The sequence below is a fragment of the Sphingomonas sp. genome (genome assembly GCF_050725575.1).
Taxonomy (GTDB): domain Bacteria; phylum Pseudomonadota; class Alphaproteobacteria; order Sphingomonadales; family Sphingomonadaceae; genus Sphingomonas.
Window position 1 is genome coordinate 213,040 of sequence record NZ_JBOHHW010000004.1, and the last position, 23,587, is coordinate 236,626.

Sequence of the window (23,587 nt, forward strand, 5' to 3'; positions counted from 1 at the left end):
TCATAGCGACGCCGGGCAGCGAAATGACCAGATCCCGGCCCGGCTGAACGGGTTCCGGTCCCCCGGCAAGGTGATCGCCAGGGTGGTCCGCAGCGCGCCCTGGCCGAAGCTCGCCCGGATCGCCCGCGCGCCCGCATTCTGCTTTTCCGCCATATCCATGACACGGAACAACGCCCAGGGTCCTTCGGCGGCAAAGCGGCCAAGCTCGGTACCCGATGGTGCGTCCGGATCGGCCGGTGCGGCGGCCGGCTTCCCGGGTGTCGCAGCGGCCGCCTTCGCAGCCGAATAGAACACCACCGATGCTTCCGGCAGCCCCCCGCTTGCCGACCAGAGCAAGGGGCGCGGCTGGTTGCTGGCCGCCTTGAACTTATAGCGCGTGCCGCCGCTGGTGACTTCGACCGTATCGACGCCGGTACCGAAGCTCGCCACCGATACCTTGATCGGCAGCCCGCCAACCAGCAGGTCGCGCAATTCGCCCGCGCGCGCGAACGCTTCGGGAGTCGAGGGATTGAGCGCGGCGGTCACCGGATTGCCATCGCGCCAGCGCCAGATCGCGCCCTCGGTGTCGATCAGCGACTTGAGCCGGGTTTGCGTGAAACTGTCGATCACGCCGCCCATCCCGAATACGCGCAACACATCAACCATCGCCGCATCCTGTGGTGCGGCTCCGAAGAAAGGGTAGCGCTCCTGGGCAACCTCCCGACAGGCTGGAAGGACGGCTTGCGCATAGGCATCGGTGATCGCGCCGCCCGCAGCACTCACCTGCGCGGCCGAGCCGCCGCCCGCCGCTTGCGTGACGAACGGCTGCATCTGTGGCGGAGCGCTGGCCGCGGCCGCCTTCACGGACGCGATCGCCGCCGCCATCTGCGCCTGGGTGGTATCGGCACCGCCGCCGCCGCCGACTGACTGTGCCGCCATCACCGCCTGACCGGCCGACTTCACCGCCGCGACGAACTCGTCGATCGGCGCCGAACCGCGGCCATCGCCGACATAGTCCTGCAGATTGGCGAAATAGCCACTGATCTCGTCCCCGGCGTCGATTCCGCGTGCGCGATCCCGGTTCATCTGCTGCCCGATCCGGCCAATGCGCGACCGGTTGAGGCCATAGCGCGCGGCGCGCGCCAGCCCGGCCTGCGTGCCGCCGGTAAAGACAGTGTTCTTGCGCAGTTCGAGCAACACGCGCTTCATCGGCGACGGGCTCTTGGTGAAGGCGCCGAACGCGGCCGGATCGCTGAAATAGGCGCCCGGCCGCATCAGCGTGATCAACCCTTCCCACGCGGCGATATAATCCTTGGCATACAGGCCCGCCACGCCGGGACGGACATTGCTCAGCTCGGCGCCCACACCGGCTTCATCGGCGCCGCCCACCACCCACAGGTCGCGCTTCAGGTCCTGCTGGACGGTGACCAGCCCCGGAAGATAGGCCTTTTCATAGCCCGCCCGGGTGAAGAAATACGGGATCCGCGCGGCCAGCACCTGATCGGGCGAAGCGAAAGCGAGCGCATCGCCCTGCGACAGGATGTTCGCCGCCTCCCATGGCGCCCCCGCCGATGCCGCCTTCTGGCGCAGCACGGCGTAAGCGCGATCCGCCATCGACAGCGTCTGCACCGCGGCGCGCGCGCTTGCCACGAGCTGCGCATCGAGCGGTGGCTGACGATTGGGCCAGACGCTCGCCATGTCGCCATCTTCGAGCAACGCCTCGAGATGGCGCGTGAGCGCGGTACGTTCGGCCTGGCTGTCGGCCCCCGGATACACCTCGTTCGCCCAGTCGCCGGTCACCCAGGCCTTGACCGACTTGGTGTCCATCGGGCCCTTTTGCCCGAGCATCAGATAGACTTTGAGCGGCTCGTAAAGCTGCATCGGATCACGGCCCTGCGCCTTCATCACCGTTTCGAGCCGCAGCAACAACCGCGGCAACAGCACCCGGCGCAGCGCGTCGCGATAGGTTTCCAGCGCTTCCTGGCTCAGGCCGCGCTGATACAGGCCAAAGGTCATCGGCAGCGGCGGTCCGCCGGCCGCGCGCGCCGCATAACCGCGCGGCAGGTTACGCAACGTGTCGAGCGCCGGGATCGCCGCGCGCAGATCGGCATCGTCCTCGCGGACCTGGGCGAGATCGACGCCCGCCTCGCGGAATTGCTTTTCCGCCACCATGGTCTGACGCGCGAGATCCCCCTGGAACGCGCGGTTGCGGGCAAAGCTGACACCCCACGCCGTCGCGACCAGCGCCATCGTCACGCCGATCGCGGCCAGTGCGCCAATCAGCTGCCCGCGCCGGCGGACTTTCGCCTTGGTGTCGGTGGTGACCAGCCCGGCCTCCGGAAACATCACCTCGGTCAGCAGGCGATTGAGGAAATAGGCACGTCCCGAACTGCCGGAGGGGCTCGCCTCCATCGGCTGGTCGTACACTTCGGCCATGCCCGCCAGAATGCGATCAAGCGGCGCGCCTTCCTGCAGGCCGCTTGTCAGGTAAAATCCGCGCAGCTGCCCAGCCGCTTCTTCGCCCGACACAAAGGCGCCGTCGAGAAACCGCATGAGCCGCGCACGCAGCGATCGAAGCTGGGACGGGAAACCGATCATCATGCCGCGGCGGCGCTGATCGACCTCCTCGAACACGCGGCGTGCCTGCCGGTCGGCGATCGCCTGAGTCATCGTGTCGAATGCCTGCGCCAGCGTGGCGGACGCCGGCCTGCCATTGGCGAACGTCGCGGTCGATCCGAACACGGCGCGCCGCCCCTCGACATCCAGGTCTTCGAAATATTCGGTGAAGCCGGCGATCAGGTCGGCCTTGGTGAGCAGGAGATAGACCGGCACGGCGACTTCGAGCGTCTGGCGCATCTCGACCAGGCGACGGCGAACGGCGCGCGCATGCGCGTCGATCGCGGCGCAGTCGCTGCGGATCAGTTCATCGATGCCGATCGCCACGATCACGCCGTTCACCGGATGTGCGGGGCGATTGCGCTTCAGCAGCGACAGGAACGCCTTCCACCCCGCGGCGTCGACCGTCGCATCCGAATCCTGCGTGGTATAACGACCTGCCGTGTCGACCAGCACCGCTTCGTCGGCAAACCAGAAATCGAGATTGCGGGTGCCGCCGACCCCCCTCACGGCTTGCTCGACGAACGGGAATCTCAGCCCGGAATGGAGCAATGCCGTGGTCTTGCCCGCGCCAGGCGGTCCGATAATGACATACCAGGGCCGGCTGTAGAGATAGTCGCGCTGACGGCCGCTGCTTGCGCGCAGCTTGGCCAGCGCCTCGTTCATGCGCTTGCCGAGCAGCTTGCCCTCTTCCTCGGCCGCATTCGGCCCGGCCAGTTCGGCGGCGATCGCGTCCGCCGCCTTGAGCGTGCGTCGGCGCCTGAGGAACCACCAGAGCAACCACCCCAGCGCCACCAGCACGGCACAGGCGATGCGCACTGACAAAGGCCGGAAGAATGCGACGAACAGCGGCAGCCCGAACGCCAGCAATGCCGCCAGAATCAGCGCGGCGATAATGGTGACGGCATACCAGTTGCCGAACACATTACGGAAAAACCTGCGCATGGGATCAATACCGCCGCGGCACGATGATTTCGACGCGCCGGTTCAGCGATTTGCCGTCCGCCGTGCTGTTCGAGGCGATCGGCACGGTTTCGCCCAGCCCCTTGGTCGTGACTCGCGACGGATCGGTCAGATCGCTGCGGATCAAGGCGCCGACCGTCTCGGCGCGCGCTTCGGACAGCGCCATATTGTCGGGGAATTGCACCGTCGATACCTTGTCATTGTCGGCATGGCCTTCGATCGTCACGCTGCCGCGTTCTTCCTCCACCGCGCGTCCGATGCGGTGGAACAGGGTGTCGCGGCCGGGTTCGAGCGCGTCGGAGCCGGATTTGAACAGCTGCCCGACCGTGGTTCGCACTCGTACGGTCTGCGCATCTTCCTCGACCTTGACCAGGCCTTCGCGGATTTCCGGGGCCAGGAAACGCTTGAGCGCGGTCGCCTGTGCGCTGTCGGTGGCGGCCATCGCCGCGGCGGGACGCGACAGGGTCAGGCGCGCATCCGGGGTCAATGCCGACAGCCGGTCGGACGGCAATTCGCCGCTCGACATCAGCATCAGGCGCAGAATGACGTAAAGCAGCAGCAGCAAGGCGGCGGCCCCGGCGGCGGCCAGCGCCAGGATGCTCCAGCCGATCCGCGCGGCCGGCGCCTTTTCGCCGCGCCAGTCCGGCACCAGCTCGACCTGCGACAGCGACCGGACATGCGGCAACGCGCCCTGCAGCCGGGTCATGATCTCGTGCAGCCGCCGGCGTCCGTCCGGCATCACCCGGAACCGTCCCTCGAACCCCGCGGCAAGGCAGGCATGATACAGCTCGATCAGGTCGAGATTGTCGTGTGGAACGCGCAGCATGTCGTCGACCAGCTGCCAGAAGCGGTCGCCGCCGATATTCTCCTGAAAAAAGGTCACGACCATCGACCGCCGCGCCCATTCCGCACCATCGATGCCGATACCCGGCAGGTTCTGCGCGATATCGTCGACCGTCGCGCAAACGGCATATTTGGCGCGCTGCCGCTGCTCTTCGGAATAATGCGGCTGGATCGCGCGCTCGAACCGGGCGACCGCTTGGGTGCATTGCCGGTGCAGGTCGGGCATCGCCATCCGCACTCGCCCGCTGCGCACGCTCGCGATCAGGGCAAGCACCGGCTCGGCCTCGGCCAGCATGATGTTGCGGATGGTCTGCGCCGTTGCCGGCAACGGCACATCGTCTTCGGACAGACGCGAGGGGGCGAGCGGCGACCCGGCCGGGACCGCGCTCGATCGCGACAAGGGCGGCGGCGCGCCATATCCGCCCTCGGGTTGCGGCGGTGCGGGCGGAAAGGCCGGCGGCGTGGCGCCGGCGGGCTGCCCCGGTCCATCCCCACGCTTCAGATTCTGCAGCGGAGACGGCCGGAATACGGTCTTGTCCCCATCGTCGCCGCTCATCTCGCTGCTCTCTTCACGCACCACAATTCGAGTTTCAGCTGCGGCCAGTCGCCCGCGACATGCAGGCCCAGCGCCGTGGCGGTGGCGAATTCCTGCCAGTCGGGCACGCCGCGATCGAGCTCGAAATAAACGAATCCGGGCAGGATGCGCAGCTGCGGTGGCGGGGTCGGGGTATGGCGCAGCGGAACGCCGGGCAGCGCCGAATCGACGATCTGCCGCATCTTCTGGACCGGTCCGATCTTCGCGACCGACGGAAACAGGCCGCGGATTTCCTCCACCGGCGCGGCGGCCGCGACCGCGAGGTAGAAATAGCCGGTCTTGTAGAGCTGATGATCGGTGATCTTCGAGACATAGGCGCCGGGCCCGGCCAGCTCGAGCGGCAGCTGCAGCGCGGAGCGTTCGAACACCGCCGACAGCATCGACTGAAGCAGGTCGAACACCGGCTCGAAGCAGATTTGCGGGTTCTCATGATCGTAGCGCGGCAGCGGCGGCGCCCGGCGCTCGGGACGGATCAGCGTCGCCAGCTCGCCCGCCATCGAGGTCAGCGCTTCGTACAGTCGTTCGGGATGGACGGTCGGCAGGAACTGGAGATGTTCCAGCACCGGGATCCAGCGATTGAGCGCCTGCAGTAGCAGGAAGCTGGCAAAGGTATCCGATCCGCCGTCGGTCGCCTCGACCGCGCGGATCGCCAATTCGCCGCTGCGCTGCTGCGCACGGCCGACAATATCCGCCAGGCCGCCGCCAAGCCGCGTCGTCGCCGCAATGTCGAGCGTCGGCGGAATATAGCGGTCGTCGAACATCAGCCCCTTGTTCTGGACCTCGCGAACGCGCGCCAGCCCAAGCGACACGCGGCCATAGGTCTGGTCGCGGGTGATGCCAAAGCGCAGATTTGGCCGGCCCAGGCCAATCGGCTCGCTGGTCCGGTCCTCGGAATAGGCGTCGGCGATCTCGGCTTCCGTCACCAGATAGCGGGCATCCTGCGACCGGGTTTCGGTATCGCGGAACTGAACGCTGCCCAGCTGGCTCGCCGGCAAGGTAAGCGAGACGAGCGCATCGCGTGCGTCACCCGGGACATCAAGCGGCTCGGGTGGCGGAATATCGTCGGGAATGGCGAACGGCGTCCCGTCGGGCAGCACGCCGGAGGCGCGCTGGATCGCGAATTTGCCGATCGTCGCGAGATCCTCGTCGATCACCAATTCGGTCAGGCCCCAGGGCCAGGGCCGGATCGTATCGACCCGGGCCCGGAGCTGCGCCTCAGTAAAACGGTCCTGCGCCTGGAAATGCTGCGGACGGAGGAACATGCCCTCGTGCCAGGCGACCCGGTTTTTTCCAGTCAATCGTCTTCCCCAGCGCAACTGGCGTTCGCGCGCTGAATCGCTCACGTACGCACGATCGGTTATTGCCGCAGAGCCAAGGCTGGGCAATAGCTTAATCGGTGACGGGAAGGGTTGTGTGAGCGAAACCGACGATCACGAGCCGTCACATGACCCGCGCTCCTGGGGTGCCGGGTCGGGGAAGCGGTCGCCTGGTTCGGACTCCGATTCGCCATCGTTCGATCCGCGAACCTGGATTCAGGCCCCCGCCGCCCAACCCCCCTCACCGCCGACAGCATCCAGGCCGGCGCGATCGCCCCCGCCGCCGGTTCGCGACGGCTCATCGGATGGTCCCGGCGGGAAGACGCGTTACCTGGCGCTCGGTTCGGGCGTCGCGATCGCGTTGCTGGGCGCGGTCACCGCCTGGTCGGTGCGCCCGGCCAACCCCAAACCTGTCGCCATCACCTCCCGGCCGGAACCGAAGCCGGTCGTCGCGCCGGGCGGCAAGAGCAGCACGATCGTCGTACCGGGCGTTGCCGATCTGGCGTCGAACCTGCTCGCCGCCGGCTTCGCCCGCGCGGATGCCGAGGCCGTGGCGCGGCGGACGGCAACGGCGCTCGGCGCGCAATCGGGTGAAATCAGGGTTTCGTTCGACTATCGGACCACAGCCGAGGGGCTTCAGCTCGAACAGCTGACGGCAACCCGGTCGGACGGTACCGGCATCACGCTGACGGCACGGGGCGATGGCAGCCTGGCGGAAACGCGGCAGGTTGCCCAATTGTCGCGCAAGCTGCGCATCGTGCGCGGCGAACTGGACGCGCAGAGCTTCTACAGCTCGGCGGTGGCGGCCGGGGTCAGCGACGCCATCGTCAGTGACTTTGCCAATGCCTTTCAGTTCGATTTCGATCTGCAGCGCGAAGTGGCGCCCGGCGACATCATCGAGGCCGGCTTCGAACAGGGCTATAACAGCGCTGGCGAGGAAGTGGGCGCGCCGGTGCTGGTCTATGCCTCGCTGTCCACCGCCGCCAAGTCGCGCGCCTTGTATCGCTTTCGCGCGCCGGGTGAGGCGAAGGCGGAATGGTTCGACAGCAATGGCCGCAGCACGCGGCGCGCGCTGATGCGCACGCCGGTGGAGGCGGCGCGGATCAGTTCGGGCTTCGGCATGCGCGACCATCCGATCCTGGGCTATGCCAAGATGCACCGCGGTACCGATTTCGCCGCGCCCACCGGCACGCCGATCTATGCCTCGGGCGATGCGACCGTCGTGTTCGCCGGGCCCAAGGGCGCGAACGGCAATTTCGTGAAGCTCCATCATGATAATGGCTGGGAAACATTATACCTGCACATGAACCGCATCCTGGCGGGGGTCGCGCCGGGGATGCGCGTGGTGCAGGGCCAGCAGATCGGGGAAGTCGGCACGACCGGCCGCTCCACCGGCCCGCATCTGCATTATGAGGTGCATATCGACGGCCAGCCGGTAAATCCGCTGTCGATCGATACCGGCACCGGGCGCACGCTCTCGGGCAAGGCGCTGGCGGCCTTCCGCAGCGTGCGCAACGCCATCGACACGCAGCGCGCCGCCGTTGAATAGTCGGGCTGATGGCGTGGCCATTCGACGCTGGATTTTTACGCCAAAAACAGGGGATTCGGCACGTCTGGCGGCCCAGCTATCAATCTGCTGGATACCAGAACGGGGCCTGCCATCCATATTGCTTATACCAGGAATCGGATATAATATCAATTAACACGTTGTAATATATGATAATTATGCGGTTTATCGCGATCGACGGCGTGCCCCGCCCGCCTCGCGCCGGAAATACGACACAAGGGGTGTCCCATATCTCTCCCCGCGCCTCCCGCAGCCGTGTCGCCGGCGAGGATTCAACCATCACGGAAGGTCGGGCATGTCCTCCTTCGCCGGGCCAATTCGCGTTGCAAAAGGTTGGACCCGATCGCATCCACGGGCGCCGGCGCCCTGTATTGGCATGGGAATGATAGTTTTCCCGTATGTCCAGTTATTGTTGGTAAAACTAACATGATTTCTGTCATCGCCCTTACGCCACAGATGCAAAGGAGACGGAATGTCGAAAGAAGTTGATCCGGGCCCGGTCGGACAGGCCGTCGCGGCGGCGCCGCTGCTCAAGCGACTCGAGGCAGAGCTCGATGGCTACACGCCGGCCGAACGTGCGATCGCCAGTCATATCCTGTCCAACAGCGCTACGCTGGGCTTCGAGACGGCGGAGTCGCTTGCGGAAAAGGTTGGCGTCAGTGCGATCTCGGTCGGGCGTTTCTCCCGCCTGCTCGGCTACAAGCATTTCAAGGCGCTGAAGAACGACCTTAAGGAAGGGCTGGTCGAGCGCTTGCCCTGGCTCGCGGGGCAGGAGCTCGCGCACTTCGTCGAATCGCCCGCGGAACCCAGCGATCTCGACGGTAGTCTGGAGAGCGAGGTCAATGCGCTGATGGCGGTGTACCGCCTGGCCGCCACGCCGGGCTGGGCCGATATCGTGTCGTTGCTCGCTCAGTCGGGGGTCGTGCATATCGCCGGGTTCCAGACCGAGCGTGGCATCGCCACCCTGCTGGCCAACCATCTGCAATTCATGCGCGACGGGGTGCGGCTGGTCGATACGGCGGCCGGCAATTACGCCGATGTATTCGCCAGCAATGTTGACGATGCCTGCCTCGTCGTGCTCGACATAAGGCGCTACTCGCGTCAGTCCTATCTCATCTCCGAACAGGCCAGCCAGGAGGGCATTCCGCTCATCGTGCTGACCGACACATTCTGCGACTGGGCGCATAAATTCACCCCGCATGTGGTGGCGGTGCCGACCCAGACCGGCATGTTCTGGAGCTCGCCCGTGGCTTTGGTCTGCGCCGTCAACCTCATGGTCAACGGCGTCATCAAGCTGATCGGCGCCGGCGTCGAGCAGCGGCTCGACAAGCTGTCCCGCCTTCATCAGACCTTCACCGGCTATGTCGGTCATCCGCCGCCGGGGAAGCGAATGCCCTGACAGTCCGATTGCCGGCCAATCCCGCTATGTTAGTTTTCCAAATAAACTAACAATTGACAGAAATATATCATTGCTTGTTTATCCACCCTGCCCGGCGTGAAACCGGGGGCGGGGCGGGCACCGGTCTCTTCCGCATTTTTCGGTCACGAAAGACGGGGAGTGGCGCGATGACGACGTTGGGACAAGGCAATGGTTCGGGACGGCAGAGGCGTGCCGCCCGGCTGAAACAGCTGCTGGCGGTGAGCGGGCTGGCGGCGCAGATCGGGCTTGGCGTGGGGGTCGCGCGGGCACAAGATAATGGCACGCAGCCGGTCGCGGGGAGCGAAGAGCCCGCAACCGAGTCGCGCGACGACATCGTGGTGAGCGGCTATCGCTATCTGAGCGAAGACACGAGCGGCACCACCGGCCTGCCGTTGCCGATCGAGGAGGTGCCGCAATCGATCAGCCTGGTGAGCCAGGACTTCCTTAATGCGGCCGATCTCAAGACGCTGGGTGAAGTGGCGCAATATTCGCCGGGCGCATTGTTCGCCGGCAATCAGGAAGGGTTCGGCTCGATCGTCAAGCTGCGCGGCTTTGCCGCCGGCTATGCGTTCGATGGGCTGACCATCGGCTCGCTCAATTACGAACCCGACAATGCGACCATCGAACGGATGGAGATCGTCAAGGGGCCGGCGTCAGTGGTCTATGGCGCGGCGAGCCCCGGCGGCATCATCAACCTGGTGTCGAAACACGCCAAGGCCAACACGCCGAGTTATGTCGAACTGCTCGGCGGCTCATGGCGGCGCTGGCGACTGGAAGGGCAGGTGGCCGGCGCGCTCAATGCCTCGGGCTCGATACGTGCAATCGGGCTTGCCGCGCATGAAGAGGCCGGCAGCTTCATGAAGAACGTCAATTCCAGCAAAACCGTACTCTATGGCGGTGTGGACGCGGATATCGCCGACGGCCTGACCGGCTATGTCCATGGCGGCTATGAACATTATCGCCGCACGGCGTTCGACGGCATTCCGACTCTGGCGGACGGCTCGCCCGCACCAGTGGGCCGCTCCTTCTTCATCGGTGCGAAGGACTTCGAACTCGTCACGGATGTGAAGCGCGTCAATGCCGGGCTTGACTGGAAAGTGTCGTCGCTCTGGTCGATCAGCCTCAAGGCCAATTATCAGCGCACCGGTACCCATGGTCCTGCGCCGTACGCCTATGATCTCCAGGCCAATGGCGATTTCTCGTTCCAGATCCAGAATGTCCTGAAGGACGACAAGCAGGATTTCAGCATCGGCGCCTCGACCATCTACAAGCTCGACGCGCTCGGCATGTCGGACAGCTTCCTCTCCGGTTCAGCGATCTATCAGAGCACTGATTCGATGGTGCATCAGAGCCTGCCGCTGATCGACGGCAGCGGGACGGGACATGCCAATATCTTCGACGGCGTGGAGGCGATCGACGCGATCGTCAGCTCGGCGGTCTTTCCGGGTGAGACTTTCCTTGACCGGCGGCAGCGCAAATTCGTCACTCTGTCCGGCCAGGCGGTGCTGAAAGTGGCCGGACCGCTGACTTTGCTCGGCGGGCTATCCTATTCCAAGCCCGACATCTCCACCCGATCGGACGACGGCCCATGGCAAGATTTCAGCGGCGATGGCCAGATGAGCTACCGCGCCGCGGCGACGGTGGAGCCGATCGCCGGGCTCAACGTCTATCTTTCCTACAGCGAATCCTTCCAGCCGCAGCTGACCATCGACATCAACGACAATGTCCTGCCGCCGCTCAGCGGCAAGCAATATGAACTGGGCGCCAAATATGTCTCGCCCGACCGACGCATCCTGCTCACCGGCGCGCTGTTCGATCTGCGCCAGGCGAACCAGGGCGTCTATGACCAGCAAGGCCCCGACGGCTTCGATCGCTACCGCGCGCTTGGTGAGGTACGCTATCGCGGCATGGAATTCGAAGCGATCGGCCGCGTGACCAAGGCGTGGCAGGTCAATGCCGGACTTGCCATTCTTGACCCGAAGATCAGCAAGGATGGCGATCCGGCGATGGTCGGCAAGACCGTCACCTTCCTGCCCAAGGCGACGGCCAGCCTTTATACCAGCTATGATTTCGCGGGCGGTGTGTTCGCCGGCGCCGGCGTCCGCTATGTCGGCTCGGTCAAGACCGCGAGCGACAATGCGACCCGCGATCTGCCCGGCTATACGCTGGTCGATGGCTCGCTCGGCTATAATCTTGACCGCTGGCGGCTGCAGCTCAACGTCAAGAACATCTTCGACAAGCTTTATTACATCAACAACTACCAGACATTGTTCTACGGCAATGTCGTCGGCGAACCGCGCAGCGTGACTCTCTCGCTGCGGGCGGCATTCTGATGCGCCGCCTGCGCCTCCGCGACCTGATGCTCGCCTCGGCCCTGCTTGCCGGGCCGGCGGGTGCGCAATCCGCGCCGGTCCATGATCTGGTCTATCTCGGCGTCCGGGCGATCGATCCGGAAACCGGCCTTGACGCAGTCCGCAACGTGGCGGTCGATGGCGACAAGATCGTCGCGGTGACCGAGGCGCCGCTCACCGGTCGTCGCACGATCGACGCGCGCGGCTTGATCGCGGCGCCGGGCTTTATCGACCTCCATTCCCACGCCACCAATTTCGAAACCGCGACCTATGAAGCGAAGGATGGCGTCACCACTCGGCTCGAGCTTGAGATCGGCGTCTATCCGGTCAAGCCCTGGTATGCGGCGCAGCAGGGCAAGGCGCTGATCAACTATGGCGCCAGCGTCGGGCACAATGCCGCGCGCTATTTCCTGCAGAAAGGCGGCGACGTGGCCGCGCTCAAAGCGGCACAGAATCCGGACGCGATCTTCAGCGCGGCGGAGATCAGCCAGCCGATCCCCGATGCCGCCTATGCCAGGCTGCCCTCGCTGATCGAGCAGGGGCTGCGCGACGGTGCGGTCGGCATCGGCAGCGGCACGCAATATGCGCCCGGCATCACGCACAAGGAAATGCTCGACGTCACCCGTGTCGCCGGCAGGATGCACACCTGCGTCTTCACTCATGTCCGCTATGGCAGCCTGGTCGAACCGGACAGCACGCTTGAATCGGTCCAGGAAAGCATCGCCAATGCGGCGATCACCAATGCCTGTGTCCATATCGTTCATATCAACAGCATGGCGATGTCGGATGCGCCGTTGATGGTGCAATTGATGCGCGGCGCGCGCGAGCGCGGCATCGATGTCTCGACTGAGGCCTATCCCTGGGACGGCTCGGTCGATACGATCCGCAGTGTGATCTTCGATCCCGGCTGGGAGAAGCGCTGGGGCGTGAGCGTCGGCGATCTCCAGTCGCGCAGCACCGGCAAGCGCCTGACTCAGGCGGAATTCGACGCGCTGCGCTCCGGTACGGGCGACGACGGCGTGATCATGCACATGAACACGGAGGCGACGATCACTACGCTGCTGCGCGATCCACTGGTGCTGGTGGCGAGCGATGCCGGCAATATCGAGGGACCGAACAGCCATCCGCGTTCCGCCGGCACCTTTGCGCGGGTACTCGGTCACTATGTTCGCGAGACTCAGGTGCTGAGCTGGAGCGAGGCGATCCGCAAGATGTCGCTGATGCCGGCGCAGCGGCTGGAGGCATTCGTGCCGTCGATGCGGCATAAGGGCCGATTGCAGGCCGGCGCCGATGCCGACATCGTCGTGTTCGACCCGCAGACAGTTGGTACCAAAGCGACCTATGGCGACGCCAAACGCTATTCGGACGGCTTCCAATACGTCATGGTCAATGGCGCGCTGGTGGTCGATCGCGGTGCGCTGGTACCTGATGTCCGGCCCGGCCGGCCGGTCTATTCGGCGTTCAAGCCATGAGCATCGCCCGTGAAATCCGCGCCGCGACCATGCCGGTGTTGCCGGGGGCGACGCCGATCGACCTGCCGCGTCCCTATCTCCTGTTCCTTGGCGACGCTGATGACACGACCTTTCTGAAAACCGGGCTGGGCCTGCGCGACTGGGCGCCGGCCCTGTGCATCGCGGAGTATCGCTGCGATGGCGCCCGCGCATCGCTGGGGCTGCCGTCAATGACTCCGGTGGAGGCTCATGCCGCCGGAGCCCGCGCGCTGGTGCTGGCCGCGGCGTCGATCGGCGGGGCGATCCGCCCGGCCTGGATCCCCTATCTGGTCGCGGCACTGGAGGCCGGGCTGGATATCATCAGCGGGGCGCATGACCGGCTGGCCGATGAACCACGCCTGCGGGCAACGGCGGAAAGGCTCGGCCGCCGTCTGATCGACATTCGTACCCCGCCACCCGGCCTGCCGATCGCGACTGGCCGGCGACGGACCGGCAAGCGGCTCCTGACCGTCGGCACTGATTGCGCGCTGGGCAAGAAATACACTGCGCTGGCGCTTGCCGCTGCATTCCGCACGCGGGGCCTTGCCGCCGATTTCCGTGCGACCGGGCAGACCGGGATCATGATTGCCGGGTCGGGCATACCGATCGATGCCGTGATCGGCGACTTCACCGCCGGCGCGGCGGAGATCCTCAGCCCCGATGCCGACCCCGATCACTGGGACGTCATCGAAGGACAGGGCTCGATCTTCCACCCCTCTTATGCCGGGGTATCGCTCGGGCTTTTGCATGGCTCTCAGCCCGACATGCTCGTGCTGTGTCATGCGGAGGGTCGAGAGCGCATCGTCGGCCTGCCCGATTACCCCGTGCCGCCGATCGGCGAAGCAGTCGCATTGACGCTGCGGCTCGCCCGGCTCACCAATGCCGGGGTGCGCTGTGCCGGGGTATCGCTCAACACTGCCGGGCTTTCGGACGCCGACGCGGCGGTACTGATCGCGCGCCGCGCCGAGGAATGGGGCATGCCCGTCGCCGATCCGATGCGGCCCGGCGCGGCATTTGAGGGATTGGTGGACGCATGTCTCACATGATGCGGTTGATCGTCGCTCTTACGGCCTCGCTCGGCCTTGCCTGTATCGCACCGGCCAATGCCGAAACAGCCAAACCTGCCGCTTCGCTGAACGCGGCGCTGAACGATGTCCGCACCATGGTCGAAACGGCGCCGGGCGAGCTGGGGCTGGTCGTTGCCGTCACGGATCGCGACCGGTTGTTGCTGGTCGCGACGCATGGCTATGCCGATATCGGGCGGCGTCTGCCAGTGACGGCGGAGACGCGTTTCGCGATCGGCTCGATCTCCAAATCCTTCACGGCGATCGTGCTGATGCAGCTCGCCGATGAAGGACGGTTCGATCCCGCCGCGCCGATCGCCCGCTATCTCCCCGACTTCCACCTGAAGACACGGTTTCCCGCCATTACCGGCCATGCGCTGATGACGCACACCGCGGGCCTGCCCAACTATCTGACCGACGTCGCGTCGATGCGTTTCCTCATCGCTGCGCTGAATGGGTTCGAGCCGCGCTACGTGCCCGGTGCGCATTTCTGGTATTCCAATTCCGGCTATCAATTGCTCGGCTATGCGGCCGAGCGGATCGAGCATCGGCCCTTCCCGTTGATGCTAGAGGAGCGTGTGCTCGACCGGCTCGGCATGAGCGCGACCGCGCCGCAGATTGACGACCGGCTGCGCGGCCAGATCGCGACGAGTTATGAGCGGCAGATCGACGGCAGCTACACCGAGGCCGCCTGGTTCGATTATCTCGCCGCGGACGGGGCGATCGTTTCGACTGCCGCCGATATGAGCGCCTATGCCCGGATGCTGCTTGGCCGCGGCGCCACGCCCGCCGGCCGGCTGATTTCGGCGCGCGCGTTCGATCGGTTCTCGACCCCGGCGCTCGACAATTATGCTTATGGGATTGAGGTGTCGGATCATGGGCAGGTGCTTGAACATGGCGGGTCGATCGCCGGCTTCCAGGCCCATATCGAGGCGCATCTGCCCGACGGCTTTGCGGTCGTCCTGCTCAGCAACGGCCCGCTCGACAACGCGTTGCGTAAGCGGATTGTCGCTCGCCTGACGCGCGCCGCGCGGGGCGATCAGGCGCCAGTGGAACCCGTGAGCGTCGCGCCAAAACCGCGCGTCGATACTACAAGCTTTGCCGGCCGGTTCGTCGGTCAGAAGCAGGAGACGCTGGTCTTTTCCGCAACCCCTGCCGGCGGTCTGACGCTTGACCAGGCCGGAGCGGCTGTACCACTGACCCGGCTGGGAAGGGATATCTGGGGCCTGTACCTGACGCCGACCGGACCGCGCGCCTTCACCTTCTTCCGCGATGCCGCAGGAGCGGTGACGGATGTGGTGGAAGGCGCGTCCGGCTATGCGAAGCAGGGCAGCGGCCACACGCTTGTCGCGGCGCCCGTCGTCTATCAGCCGCTGGTCGGCCGTTACAAGGCGCATGGCGAGGAAGGACAGGGCGTGCGTATCCTGGTGCGCAATGGCCGCCTGATGATGGCTTATATCGGTTCGAACGGCACTCAGCAGCTGGATGAGGCCGGGCCGGGGCGGTTTCGCCTCGCTGATCCGGCCTTTGCGCCGGAATGGTTCGGCTTCGATACCCTGATCGACGGCCAGACGCAGCGGCTGATGACGACCGGCGTGCCGCTGTATCGGATCGACTTGCCATGAAGGCTGCGATCGTGACGGCAGGGGCGCGGCGAGGGATCGGATCGATCTGCCGCCTGATCTTGCTGACCGCCGCGATCGAATTGACCGTGCCTGTCGCTGCATCGGCGCAGGAACGAACCCCGCCGGATCAGCGGGATGCGTTTGTCACCTGGGCACGGCAGCATGCCATCCCTTTGCCGGCCTGTAGGTCGCCGTCGGATGCGACCGGGATGGATCGGCTCAGGGCCGTTGTTAGCGATGCTCATGTGGTTGCGCTGGGCGAACCGGCGCACGGCGCGCATGAGCCGCTTGCGTTTCGCAACTGCCTCTTCCGCACTCTGGTCGAGCACGGCGGATTCACGGCAATCGCAATTGAATCCGGCCTTAGTGAATCGCGCCGCCTCCATGATTATGCGGCGGGAGGTCCGGGCGACGTCCAGCAACTCGCCCGCGCCGGTTTGACCTGGGGCTTTGGAAGATTCTCCGAAAACATCGAGCTGCTCGAATGGATCCGGCGCTACAATGTTGATCCGGCGCACAAGCGGAAGGTCAATTTCTACGGCATCGATCTAAGCGGCGGGGAGCGCAGTGGCCTTTGGCTCAATGCCGGGATCACGCTGCGGGATAGTCTCGCCTATCTGTCCCGCACCTCGCCCCGGCGGTCGCGGCGCGCGCGCCGGGCCGTCGCGCCCTTTCTCGATCGCTTCACTCAGGCCGGTTATACAGCACTAGCACCCGGTGAGCGCACGCGCCTGAGTGTCGCGATCGATGGTCTGATCCATGTCTTCGATCGCAACCGTTCGATCCTGATCGCTGACGCCACGCAAAGCGACTATGACTGGGCTCGCCGCAATGCGGTCGCCGCGCGCCAGCTGGAGACATTGTTCCGGGTGTCGCCGCCGGGGCCACCCGGCGAGGATCTCTTGCCCGACGATTACAAGGCCGATGCTGCGCGGGATGCGGCGATGGCGGACAATGTCCGCTGGGTGGTCGAGCGTGAGGGGCCGGCGGGCCGCGTCCTGCTGTTCGCGCATAACGGGCATATCATGAATGCGCCGACCCGTGGCGGCATCTGGTCGGTTTATGCCCGGGCGCCAATGATGATGGGACAGCATCTGCGCGCCGCTTTGGGGAAGGATTTGCTGGTCATCCCGATCAGTGGCGGATCGAACGGCCCTGGACTTCCGCCGGCCAGGCCGGGATCGGGAAGCCTCGATGCCGCGCTGGCTGCAACCGGGCGCGACTATTTCCTGCTCGATACGCGCCCGGCACGGGATGCAGCGTCGGTCGCTGGCTGGCTGGTGCAAACCCAGTCGTTGCGGGCCAATTTCACCACCGAAAATCTGCTGTCGCCGGGTACGGCGCTTGATGTGGTGATCTTCTTCGATCGCCTGACGCCGGCGAAGGTCTCGACGGGACCCTGACCGCCGGCGATAAGCGGGCGTCAGCCGATCCGCATCGACAACTCGACATCCTCCCCGAACGGAATGGACATGTATCCGCTGCCGGGCGAGCGCACGAGTGCCAGATAGTCGGGGCTGTAATCGGCATTGTCGGCGATGATCAGGGCACCCGGCCTGAGGCGGCTTTCCACCAGGCTCAGGATTTCGGGATAGAGCGCCTTGGCGCCGTCGAGCAGCAGCAGGTCGATCGTCTCGGGCAGGTCAGTGCTCAGCGTCTGCAGCGCATCGCCCACCCGGATCTCGACTAGGTCGATCAGGCCGCCGGCGGTGAGGTTGCCGCGGGCGCGCGCCACCTTGGACGGCTCGAACTCGCTGGTGATCAGCCGGCCGCCGCCATTGTCGCGCAGTGCCGCGGCAAGATGCAGCGTCGAGATGCCGAACGATGTCCCGAATTCGACGATCGTCCGTGCGCCGCTGCTGCGCGCCAGCATATAGAGCAATGCGCCCGTCTCACGCGAGACGGGGAGCGCCACATCCTTCAGGCGGCCGTACAGCTCGAGATACTCGATCTTGCTGTGCATCAGCCGGGTCCGCTCGTCGGCGGACATGTTGGCGAAAGCGGGGTCCGCCGTCGGCGAACTGGCGTCGGCCTCGGTAAACAGGCGCTCCAGCAGCGGTGCAAGCGGGGTGGTCGTCAGGATAGTCATGCAGGTCTCCGGTATCGGATGGGGCGCGTCATTGCGTCGGTTGAGAAATACGACTAATTCGTCAGTTTCTCTATTCGCATTGCCGGTGCCGACCATGACCGATCGCCGAAACGCCCAGATTTCCTCGCGAAAACAGCCAAGACAAGCGCGTGCGGTCGAGCTTGTCTCAGCGGTTCTCGACGCCGCTGTTCAGGTTTTGGCGAAGGAAGGCGCACAGCGTTTCACCATGGCGCGGGTGGCCGAACGGGCGGGTGTCAGCGTCGGATCGCTCTATCAATATTTCCCTAACAAAGCGGCGATCCTATTCCGGCTGCAGAGCGACGAATGGCGCCAGACCACCGATTTGCTGCGCACCATATTGGAGGATCGCGGCCGCCGGCCGCTCGACCGGTTGCGCACCCTGGTCCATGCCTTTGTCCAATCGGAATGCGATGAGGCTTCGGTACGGGTGGCGCTCGACGATGCTGCGCCGCTGTACCGCGACGCGCCCGAGGCACGGGCGGCCAGGGAATCGGGCACGCACACCGTCCTGCACTTCCTGCGCGAGGTCCTGCCCGATGCACCGGACGCGGCGCGCGCCCTGGCCGGAGACCTGATCACGACGACGCTCAGCCAGGTGGGCAAGCATTTTTCGGAAACGCCGCGAAGCCCGGCCGAGATCGAGATCTATGCTGGCGCCATGGCCGATATGTTCTGCGCCTATCTGAAAGACCTTGGGCATCGCTGAGCGATCCCCAGGGTCATCGATTCAACCAAGAAAAAAGTGCTGCAATAAAAGGAGATAACAGGTGGAAAGGGCGAACGATTGGGCGCCGGAGTCAGCCCGAAGGTCCCGGCAGGACCCACGCTGCACCCGCTGGCTCGGCGAATATCGGCGCCCCGTCCTTCCCCCACTCGACGCGCTGGATCCGCGGAGAGCGTTTGGCCGTGCACCCCATGCCGGGCCCCGGATTGGCATGATAGACGATCCAGCTTTCCCTGCCGTCGGCGGATGTGAAAAAGCCGTTATGACCGGGCGCATAAACGCTTTGCGGTGCCGATTTGGCGATGACCGGCCCGGGCCGTTTGGTCCAGGCGGCAGCGTTCAGCGGATCGCTGCCCGGCGCTGCGCTGAGCAGGCCGATCGCATAATCATCGGACCAGCAGGCACTGCCCGAATAGGTGAGGAACAGCGCGCCGTTCGGGCCGGGCAGGAACTCCGGCCCTTCCAGGATCTGCCGTCCGCCCTGCCGCTCCCACGCCCGGTCCGGCCGGGCAATGATCGTCTCCGCGCCGCTCAGCGTCCAGGGGTTGGACATGGCCACGATCGCCAGCACACTGTCCGGCCCGACATAGGGCGAATAGACGAAATAGCGCTTGCCGGCATAAGCGAAGGTCGTGCCGTCAATGCCGGTATGTGCGGTCTTCAGCTGCCCGCGGTCGGTCCAGGTGCCGCGCGTCGGATCGCGGCCGGCATTTTCGAGCACGAAGATACCGCGATGCGCGTCATCGTCATGTCCGCTCGCGGCGGCGGTATAATAGATATACCATTTGCCGCCGATCCGGTGCAGTTCCGGCGCCCAAATCGACTGGGCGTTCGGGCCGGTGGCGGGCGGTGTCCAGACGACGATCTCGGGCGCCTCGGCCAGCCGGGTAAGGTCGCCGGTCTTGCGGATCGCCAGCCGGTTGCCGATCGTGTTCATGTAATAATAGATGCGACCGTCGCGCACGATCCACGGGTCCGGGCCCGACGGCAGTAATGGATTGGTGAAGTTGCCTTTGGGGACAGCGCCCGCGACGGGCGGAGGTGCCGCGACGGTCGGGACTGTTATGAGACAGGCCGTCAGCGCGGCGGCGGCGAGAATTACTGTACGGCTCATGTGTCGGGGAACGCCGCAACGATCGCATCATATTGCTTGCGCGTGATGCCGATCATCGATCCGTGCCGCGTGCCCGCCGGCATCTCGTAGCGATTCCATTCCGGCACGCCGCTATTGCCCGACACCTGATACCAGGGTCCCTTCAGGGTCGGCGCGGTCGACAGGCCGTAGCTCGTGCCGGCATATTGCTCGTAATAAAGCAGCCAGTCGGCGCCATTGGGCGCGCGGACAATGGTCGGTGCCTCGCGGAAGTTCGGACTCAGCGGCGGTCCGGGCGGCGGATAAGGGCCAAGCAATTTGGCCGCGCAGCTGATCCGCACCGTCTTGCCGGTAGTCCAGGCATAGGAGGGATAGCGCTCATCCTTGATGATCGCACAGTAGCCGCCCTTGTCGTTCGGCTGAATGATCGTGTCGATCGTCGCCATGTTCCAGGCGAACAGGCGGCGCGGCTTGGCGGGGAAGATCCTGAGGTCCCTGGACTGGACATATAATGTCCGCTGGCTGCCCCAGTAACGCTCGGGATCCTGCGGCGTGCCGTCGAGCGTAGGAGTGTGCCAGGTGAGCAGGAATTGTCCCGACGGGGTGTCGTAATAGAGTTTCGGCGCGCCGATCCGCTGCAACGCATGGGAGTGGTCGGTGATGCCCTTCAAGTCGGGTTGATAGGTGCCGAATGGCGCCCAGCGTACCAGATCGTCGGACACCCAGAAGCGGATCAGCGGATCGTCATCGCCCTTGTTGCCGACCAGATAATAACGGCCATCGCCGCCGCGCGCGATCGAGGCATGGCCGTGATAGTCCTGCGACACCGGCCGGCCGGCATTGATCCGCCTCCAGTGCAGCCCGTCGAGACTGACTGAATAATAGAGGACGCCGTACGTCTCCTTGGTCATGTGCGCGAACAGATAGGCCTTGGCCGGGTCGACATAGGGCGTGACCGGCCCGCCAGGCGCGACCTGTGCGCCGGCGCTCTGCGTGATCGCGCTGGCCGCCCAAGCAAGCAGCAAGCTCGCATGCCGCATCAATTGAAATGGCTGCATCATCTCTTCTCCGATTAATATCATACAAATAGGATAAATATAGACTTGTCCAATGCGGGGAGGGCTTTCCGGTCAGTTCACCGTGATCGTGGCGGTCGTCGATGCCGTGATCCTGTTGTCGATCGTGTCGGTCGCGATGATCGTCGCGGTATAGGTCCTGGGCGCGGACGCGCCGGGCCGGGCCGCGGTACGGCTGTCGCTGGTGCCACACGATGCCAGCAGCAGGGCAATCGCACCCAGCGCGGCCACCGACAGTCCGCGCATGGCGCTTGCCAGCAACAGCATCACGCCGCCGGCCCCGAGTGCTGCCAGCGTGAGCGGCGCCGCTGCTGCGGGGACCGCGCCCGGCACGATGGTCAACTGCGCGGCCTTGGTGCTGCCGTCACTGCTCGTCACGGTATCACTGGCGAAGCTGGCGGTGCCGCTAAAGTCGGGAATCGAGGCGCTCAGTCTGACGGTGCCGCGATAATCGCCCTGCGGCGAAAAAGTGACGGTCGAGCTGCCGGTCTGGCCCGACGCAATCGTCACCGGGGTTGCGCTCAGCATGATCCCGGTATTGGCAAAGGCCGATGCGGTGGCGAAATAGGTCTTGCACACGCTCGCATCGAAATCGGTTGCCAGTTCCAGCACAGATCGCCCGTCCGCCGAGGGAAGCAGAGGCGAGGAGTAATTCTGGCAGAAGTTGCTCGCGGCCGGCGGCGACTGGACCGCGACGGGCGCGGCCATCGTCCGCCATGGTCCGGAGCCGTCGGCCGAGTCATTGTAGAACATCGTCTGGCCATTGCCCGCCACCACGCCGCCGGCGCTGCTCAATATCTGGCCGATTACGAAGATGCGGCCATTGGCGGTGCCGGGCACCGCGGCCCAGGCATTGGTCGGCGTGTGCAGGAACCATTTGCCGTCGGCGGTCTCGACTCGCGCGCCGACATTGCTCGACGGACCCCAGTCGATGCCATTGGCGGAGGTCTTGTAGAACACGGTGCAGGCGGCGGGTCCGCACAATTCTAGCGTCATGAAATAGCGCCCGCTCGGCAGCTTGCGTACCACGATCATGCCCGGGCGATCTGCCTGTACGCCGCTGGCGATGGTGCGCACCGGCGCGGTCCAGGTGATGCCGTCGGTCGATGTGACCTGGTGGATCAGCTGCGAAAAGCCCGGGGCGGTCTCGTCGGAATAGAAACAGACCAGCGACCCGTTGGCGGCGATGGTGAATTCGGGTTCCCACAGGCCGCCGGCGCTGCGATTGACCGTCGCGGCGGCGCAGTTCGACAGATAGCTCCACGTCGCGCCGCGGTCGGTGCTGCGATAGATCTTGATCTGCATCGGCCGCCCCGGCGCATCGCCGCCGACTGACCCCGACCACAGCAATGTCCCCGCTCGCAACGCGCCGACTTGCGCCGGCAATTCGTACAAGGTGCCGCAGCACAGGCCGTTCGCGAAATCGGGATCGCTGATCGTACCGACCCGCGAAGGTCGTCCCGTTGTCGCTGCTCGAATAGATTTGCTGCTCGCCCCGCCCGCCGGGAAAGCTGGTGACGCTGGCGACGATCGTGCCGTTCAGCGACGGCGTCGGGTCATGCGCGATCCGCACCACGCGCGGATACAGGCCCTCCGAATTGCTCAATGCCGTGCGCTGGGCGACGGCCGAACCGTGCAGCAGTACCAATCCGATCAATAGGACAGATAGATATGATAATATCTTTGGACAGAGCTTTGCCACTTTTGGATCCTCTTTTGATCATTGGTCAGCGCCGGCTTCGAGCGTCCGGTCGGTCAGAAGGTGAAGGGGGTGGTCCGCTGCTGGCGGGACACGAGGAAAGCGTCGGCGACCAGTTGCAGTGGGCGCAGGTCGACATCGCTTTGGCCGCTCCGGACCAGCGATGCGAAGAGCTGGTAGAGCCTGGGGTATTCGCCCGGGCCCGCCTCGAGCGACTGCTCCACGCCATCGATGAACAGGCGTTTGCCGCCTTCGCTCAGCTTCAGCGATCCGGTCTCGGTGGTGACATCAATGTCCCAGCTTTGCGGCCCGGTCTGCAGGAAATCGAGATCGAGCGAGACCGGCGCATCGTTCGACAGCCGCATCGTGATGCTCGCCGCGATCGGCGAGTCGCGATTCTCGGGGACGGCGATAGTGCCGCTGTCGATCATCAGGTCGCCCGGCAGGATCGCGGTGACGATCGACAGCGCATTGATGCCGGGATCGAACACACCGAAGCCGCCGGAGGCGAGAATCCAGTCCTGGCCCGGGTGCCAGACGCGGATATCCTCGCGCCAGTTGATTGCGGCGCCGGTCACGATCCGCTTTGCCAGCCAGTTCCGTGCCGCATCGACGCCGGCCGCTTCGCGCGAATGCCAGCTGGCGAACAGGGTCACGCCCGCCGCTTCGGCAAGCCCGACAAGCGCCGCGACTTCGGCGACCGTCGCGCCGGGTGGCTTTTCGATCATCACATGCTTGCCCGCCGCGATCGCTGTACGCGCGATCCGGTCGCGGCCGCCAGGCGGGGTGCAGATCGACACGGCGTCGATCGGCGGGCCATCGGCCAGCATCGCTTCAATACTGTCGAAGCTCGGACAGTCTTCTACCTTGGCATGCCGACTCGCAGCGACAGCGAGAGTGAAATCGGGCGACGCCGCGATCGACGGCAGATGCTGGTCGCGCGCGATCTTGCCGACGCCGACGATACCGAGCCGAAGGGCCCCCGGTTGAAGAGAATTGCCGGCTTCGATCGCGGTCATGCGGGTGGCCAATTCATAGGCAAGCGCGGCGATCGAT

At 65.3% G+C, this 23,587-nt stretch carries 16 protein-coding genes; 8 read left to right on the plus strand and 8 right to left on the minus strand.

The genetic code is table 11. From position 1 onward, the window contains the following. The 3 genes from tssM to tssK are packed head-to-tail and all read right to left on the minus strand — an operon-like array spanning position 1 to position 6,294. Positions 1-3,540 carry a type VI secretion system membrane subunit TssM gene (tssM, locus tag ACRECS_RS04750; RefSeq protein WP_431581810.1) on the minus strand — a complete coding sequence of 1,180 codons (3,540 nt, stop codon included), beginning with the start codon at positions 3,538-3,540 and terminating at the stop codon, positions 1-3. Between the two features lie 4 nt (positions 3,541-3,544). Further along, positions 3,545-4,957 carry a type IVB secretion system protein IcmH/DotU gene (icmH, locus tag ACRECS_RS04755; protein WP_431581811.1) on the minus strand — a complete coding sequence of 471 codons (1,413 nt, stop codon included), beginning with the start codon at positions 4,955-4,957 and terminating at the stop codon, positions 3,545-3,547. Next, positions 4,954-6,294, minus strand: coding sequence for a type VI secretion system baseplate subunit TssK (tssK, locus tag ACRECS_RS04760; protein WP_431581812.1), 1,341 nt, complete (start codon positions 6,292-6,294; stop codon positions 4,954-4,956). Before tssK ends, icmH begins: the two co-directional genes overlap by 4 nt. 115 nt (positions 6,295-6,409) lie before the next feature. On the opposite strand from tssK, the gene ACRECS_RS04765 reads away from it, so the two are divergent. The 7 genes from ACRECS_RS04765 to ACRECS_RS04795 all read left to right on the plus strand — a co-directional run bounded on the left by ACRECS_RS04765 (position 6,410) and on the right by ACRECS_RS04795 (position 17,232). Further along, the gene (locus ACRECS_RS04765) at positions 6,410-7,861 is read left to right on the plus strand and encodes a M23 family metallopeptidase (RefSeq protein WP_431581813.1); all 1,452 of its coding nucleotides are present in this window, start codon (positions 6,410-6,412) and stop codon (positions 7,859-7,861) included. Between the two features lie 490 nt (positions 7,862-8,351). Then, on the plus strand, positions 8,352-9,278 hold the full coding sequence (locus tag ACRECS_RS04770) for a MurR/RpiR family transcriptional regulator (RefSeq protein ID WP_431581814.1): 927 nt from the start codon (positions 8,352-8,354) through the stop codon (positions 9,276-9,278). 167 nt (positions 9,279-9,445) lie between these two features. After that, the gene (locus tag ACRECS_RS04775; RefSeq protein WP_431581815.1) at positions 9,446-11,632 is read left to right on the plus strand and encodes a TonB-dependent siderophore receptor; all 2,187 of its coding nucleotides are present in this window, start codon (positions 9,446-9,448) and stop codon (positions 11,630-11,632) included. Continuing rightward, entirely contained in the window at positions 11,632-13,122 is a 1,491-nt protein-coding gene (locus ACRECS_RS04780; RefSeq protein WP_431581816.1) for an amidohydrolase family protein, read from the plus strand. The genes ACRECS_RS04775 and ACRECS_RS04780 overlap by 1 nt, the downstream gene beginning before the upstream one ends. Then, complete coding sequence (locus ACRECS_RS04785) at positions 13,119-14,186, plus strand: DUF1611 domain-containing protein (RefSeq protein WP_431581817.1); 1,068 nt, start codon at positions 13,119-13,121, stop codon at positions 14,184-14,186. Before ACRECS_RS04780 ends, ACRECS_RS04785 begins: the two co-directional genes overlap by 4 nt. Then, a complete protein-coding gene (locus ACRECS_RS04790) occupies positions 14,174-15,829 on the plus strand; it encodes a serine hydrolase domain-containing protein (protein WP_431581818.1) in 1,656 nt (551 codons plus the stop codon). The genes ACRECS_RS04785 and ACRECS_RS04790 overlap by 13 nt, the downstream gene beginning before the upstream one ends. After that, the gene (locus ACRECS_RS04795; protein WP_431581819.1) at positions 15,826-17,232 is read left to right on the plus strand and encodes an erythromycin esterase family protein; all 1,407 of its coding nucleotides are present in this window, start codon (positions 15,826-15,828) and stop codon (positions 17,230-17,232) included. Before ACRECS_RS04790 ends, ACRECS_RS04795 begins: the two co-directional genes overlap by 4 nt. 20 nt (positions 17,233-17,252) lie before the next feature. Here ACRECS_RS04795 and ACRECS_RS04800 read toward each other — a convergent pair whose 3' ends face one another. Next, a complete protein-coding gene (locus ACRECS_RS04800) occupies positions 17,253-17,918 on the minus strand; it encodes an O-methyltransferase (protein ID WP_431581820.1) in 666 nt (221 codons plus the stop codon). Between the two features lie 94 nt (positions 17,919-18,012). Here ACRECS_RS04800 and ACRECS_RS04805 point away from each other — a divergent pair, with 94 nt between their 5' ends. Continuing rightward, positions 18,013-18,645: a TetR family transcriptional regulator gene (locus ACRECS_RS04805; protein WP_431581821.1), complete on the plus strand. Its 633-nt coding sequence runs from the start codon at positions 18,013-18,015 to the stop codon at positions 18,643-18,645. A gap of 91 nt (positions 18,646-18,736) precedes the next feature. Here ACRECS_RS04805 and ACRECS_RS04810 read toward each other — a convergent pair whose 3' ends face one another. The 4 genes from ACRECS_RS04810 to ACRECS_RS04825 all read right to left on the minus strand — a co-directional run bounded on the left by ACRECS_RS04810 (position 18,737) and on the right by ACRECS_RS04825 (position 23,550). Further along, positions 18,737-19,777, minus strand: a complete 1,041-nt coding sequence (locus ACRECS_RS04810; RefSeq protein ID WP_431581822.1) for a glycoside hydrolase family 43 protein — start codon at positions 19,775-19,777, stop codon at positions 18,737-18,739. Then, positions 19,774-20,796: a glycosyl hydrolase family 43 gene (locus tag ACRECS_RS04815; protein ID WP_431581837.1), complete on the minus strand. Its 1,023-nt coding sequence runs from the start codon at positions 20,794-20,796 to the stop codon at positions 19,774-19,776. Before ACRECS_RS04815 ends, ACRECS_RS04810 begins: the two co-directional genes overlap by 4 nt. 90 nt (positions 20,797-20,886) lie before the next feature. Continuing rightward, a complete protein-coding gene (locus tag ACRECS_RS04820; RefSeq protein ID WP_431581823.1) occupies positions 20,887-22,227 on the minus strand; it encodes a hypothetical protein in 1,341 nt (446 codons plus the stop codon). Positions 22,228-22,587: 360 nt separating this feature from the next. After that, entirely contained in the window at positions 22,588-23,550 is a 963-nt protein-coding gene (locus tag ACRECS_RS04825) for a Gfo/Idh/MocA family protein (RefSeq protein ID WP_431581824.1), read from the minus strand. Positions 23,551-23,587 lie beyond the last annotated feature (37 nt).

Bases quoted from the DNA above. Each gene is read 5' to 3' on its own strand.
- tssM (WP_431581810.1), bottom strand. From the start codon at position 3,540: ATGCGCAGGTTTTTCCGTAATGTGTTCGGCAACTGGTATGCCGTCACC.
- ACRECS_RS04825 (WP_431581824.1), bottom strand. From the start codon at position 23,550: ATGACCGCGATCGAAGCCGGCAATTCTCTTCAACCGGGGGCCCTTCGG.
- ACRECS_RS04770 (WP_431581814.1), top strand. From the start codon at position 8,352: ATGTCGAAAGAAGTTGATCCGGGCCCGGTCGGACAGGCCGTCGCGGCG.
- ACRECS_RS04790 (WP_431581818.1), top strand. From the start codon at position 14,174: ATGTCTCACATGATGCGGTTGATCGTCGCTCTTACGGCCTCGCTCGGC.
- ACRECS_RS04795 (WP_431581819.1), top strand. From the start codon at position 15,826: ATGAAGGCTGCGATCGTGACGGCAGGGGCGCGGCGAGGGATCGGATCG.
- icmH (WP_431581811.1), bottom strand. From the start codon at position 4,957: ATGAGCGGCGACGATGGGGACAAGACCGTATTCCGGCCGTCTCCGCTG.
- ACRECS_RS04815 (WP_431581837.1), bottom strand. From the start codon at position 20,796: ATGCGGCATGCGAGCTTGCTGCTTGCTTGGGCGGCCAGCGCGATCACG.
- ACRECS_RS04780 (WP_431581816.1), top strand. From the start codon at position 11,632: ATGCGCCGCCTGCGCCTCCGCGACCTGATGCTCGCCTCGGCCCTGCTT.
- ACRECS_RS04775 (WP_431581815.1), top strand. From the start codon at position 9,446: ATGACGACGTTGGGACAAGGCAATGGTTCGGGACGGCAGAGGCGTGCC.
- ACRECS_RS04785 (WP_431581817.1), top strand. From the start codon at position 13,119: ATGAGCATCGCCCGTGAAATCCGCGCCGCGACCATGCCGGTGTTGCCG.
- ACRECS_RS04800 (WP_431581820.1), bottom strand. From the start codon at position 17,918: ATGACTATCCTGACGACCACCCCGCTTGCACCGCTGCTGGAGCGCCTG.
- ACRECS_RS04805 (WP_431581821.1), top strand. From the start codon at position 18,013: ATGACCGATCGCCGAAACGCCCAGATTTCCTCGCGAAAACAGCCAAGA.
- ACRECS_RS04810 (WP_431581822.1), bottom strand. From the start codon at position 19,777: ATGAGCCGTACAGTAATTCTCGCCGCCGCCGCGCTGACGGCCTGTCTC.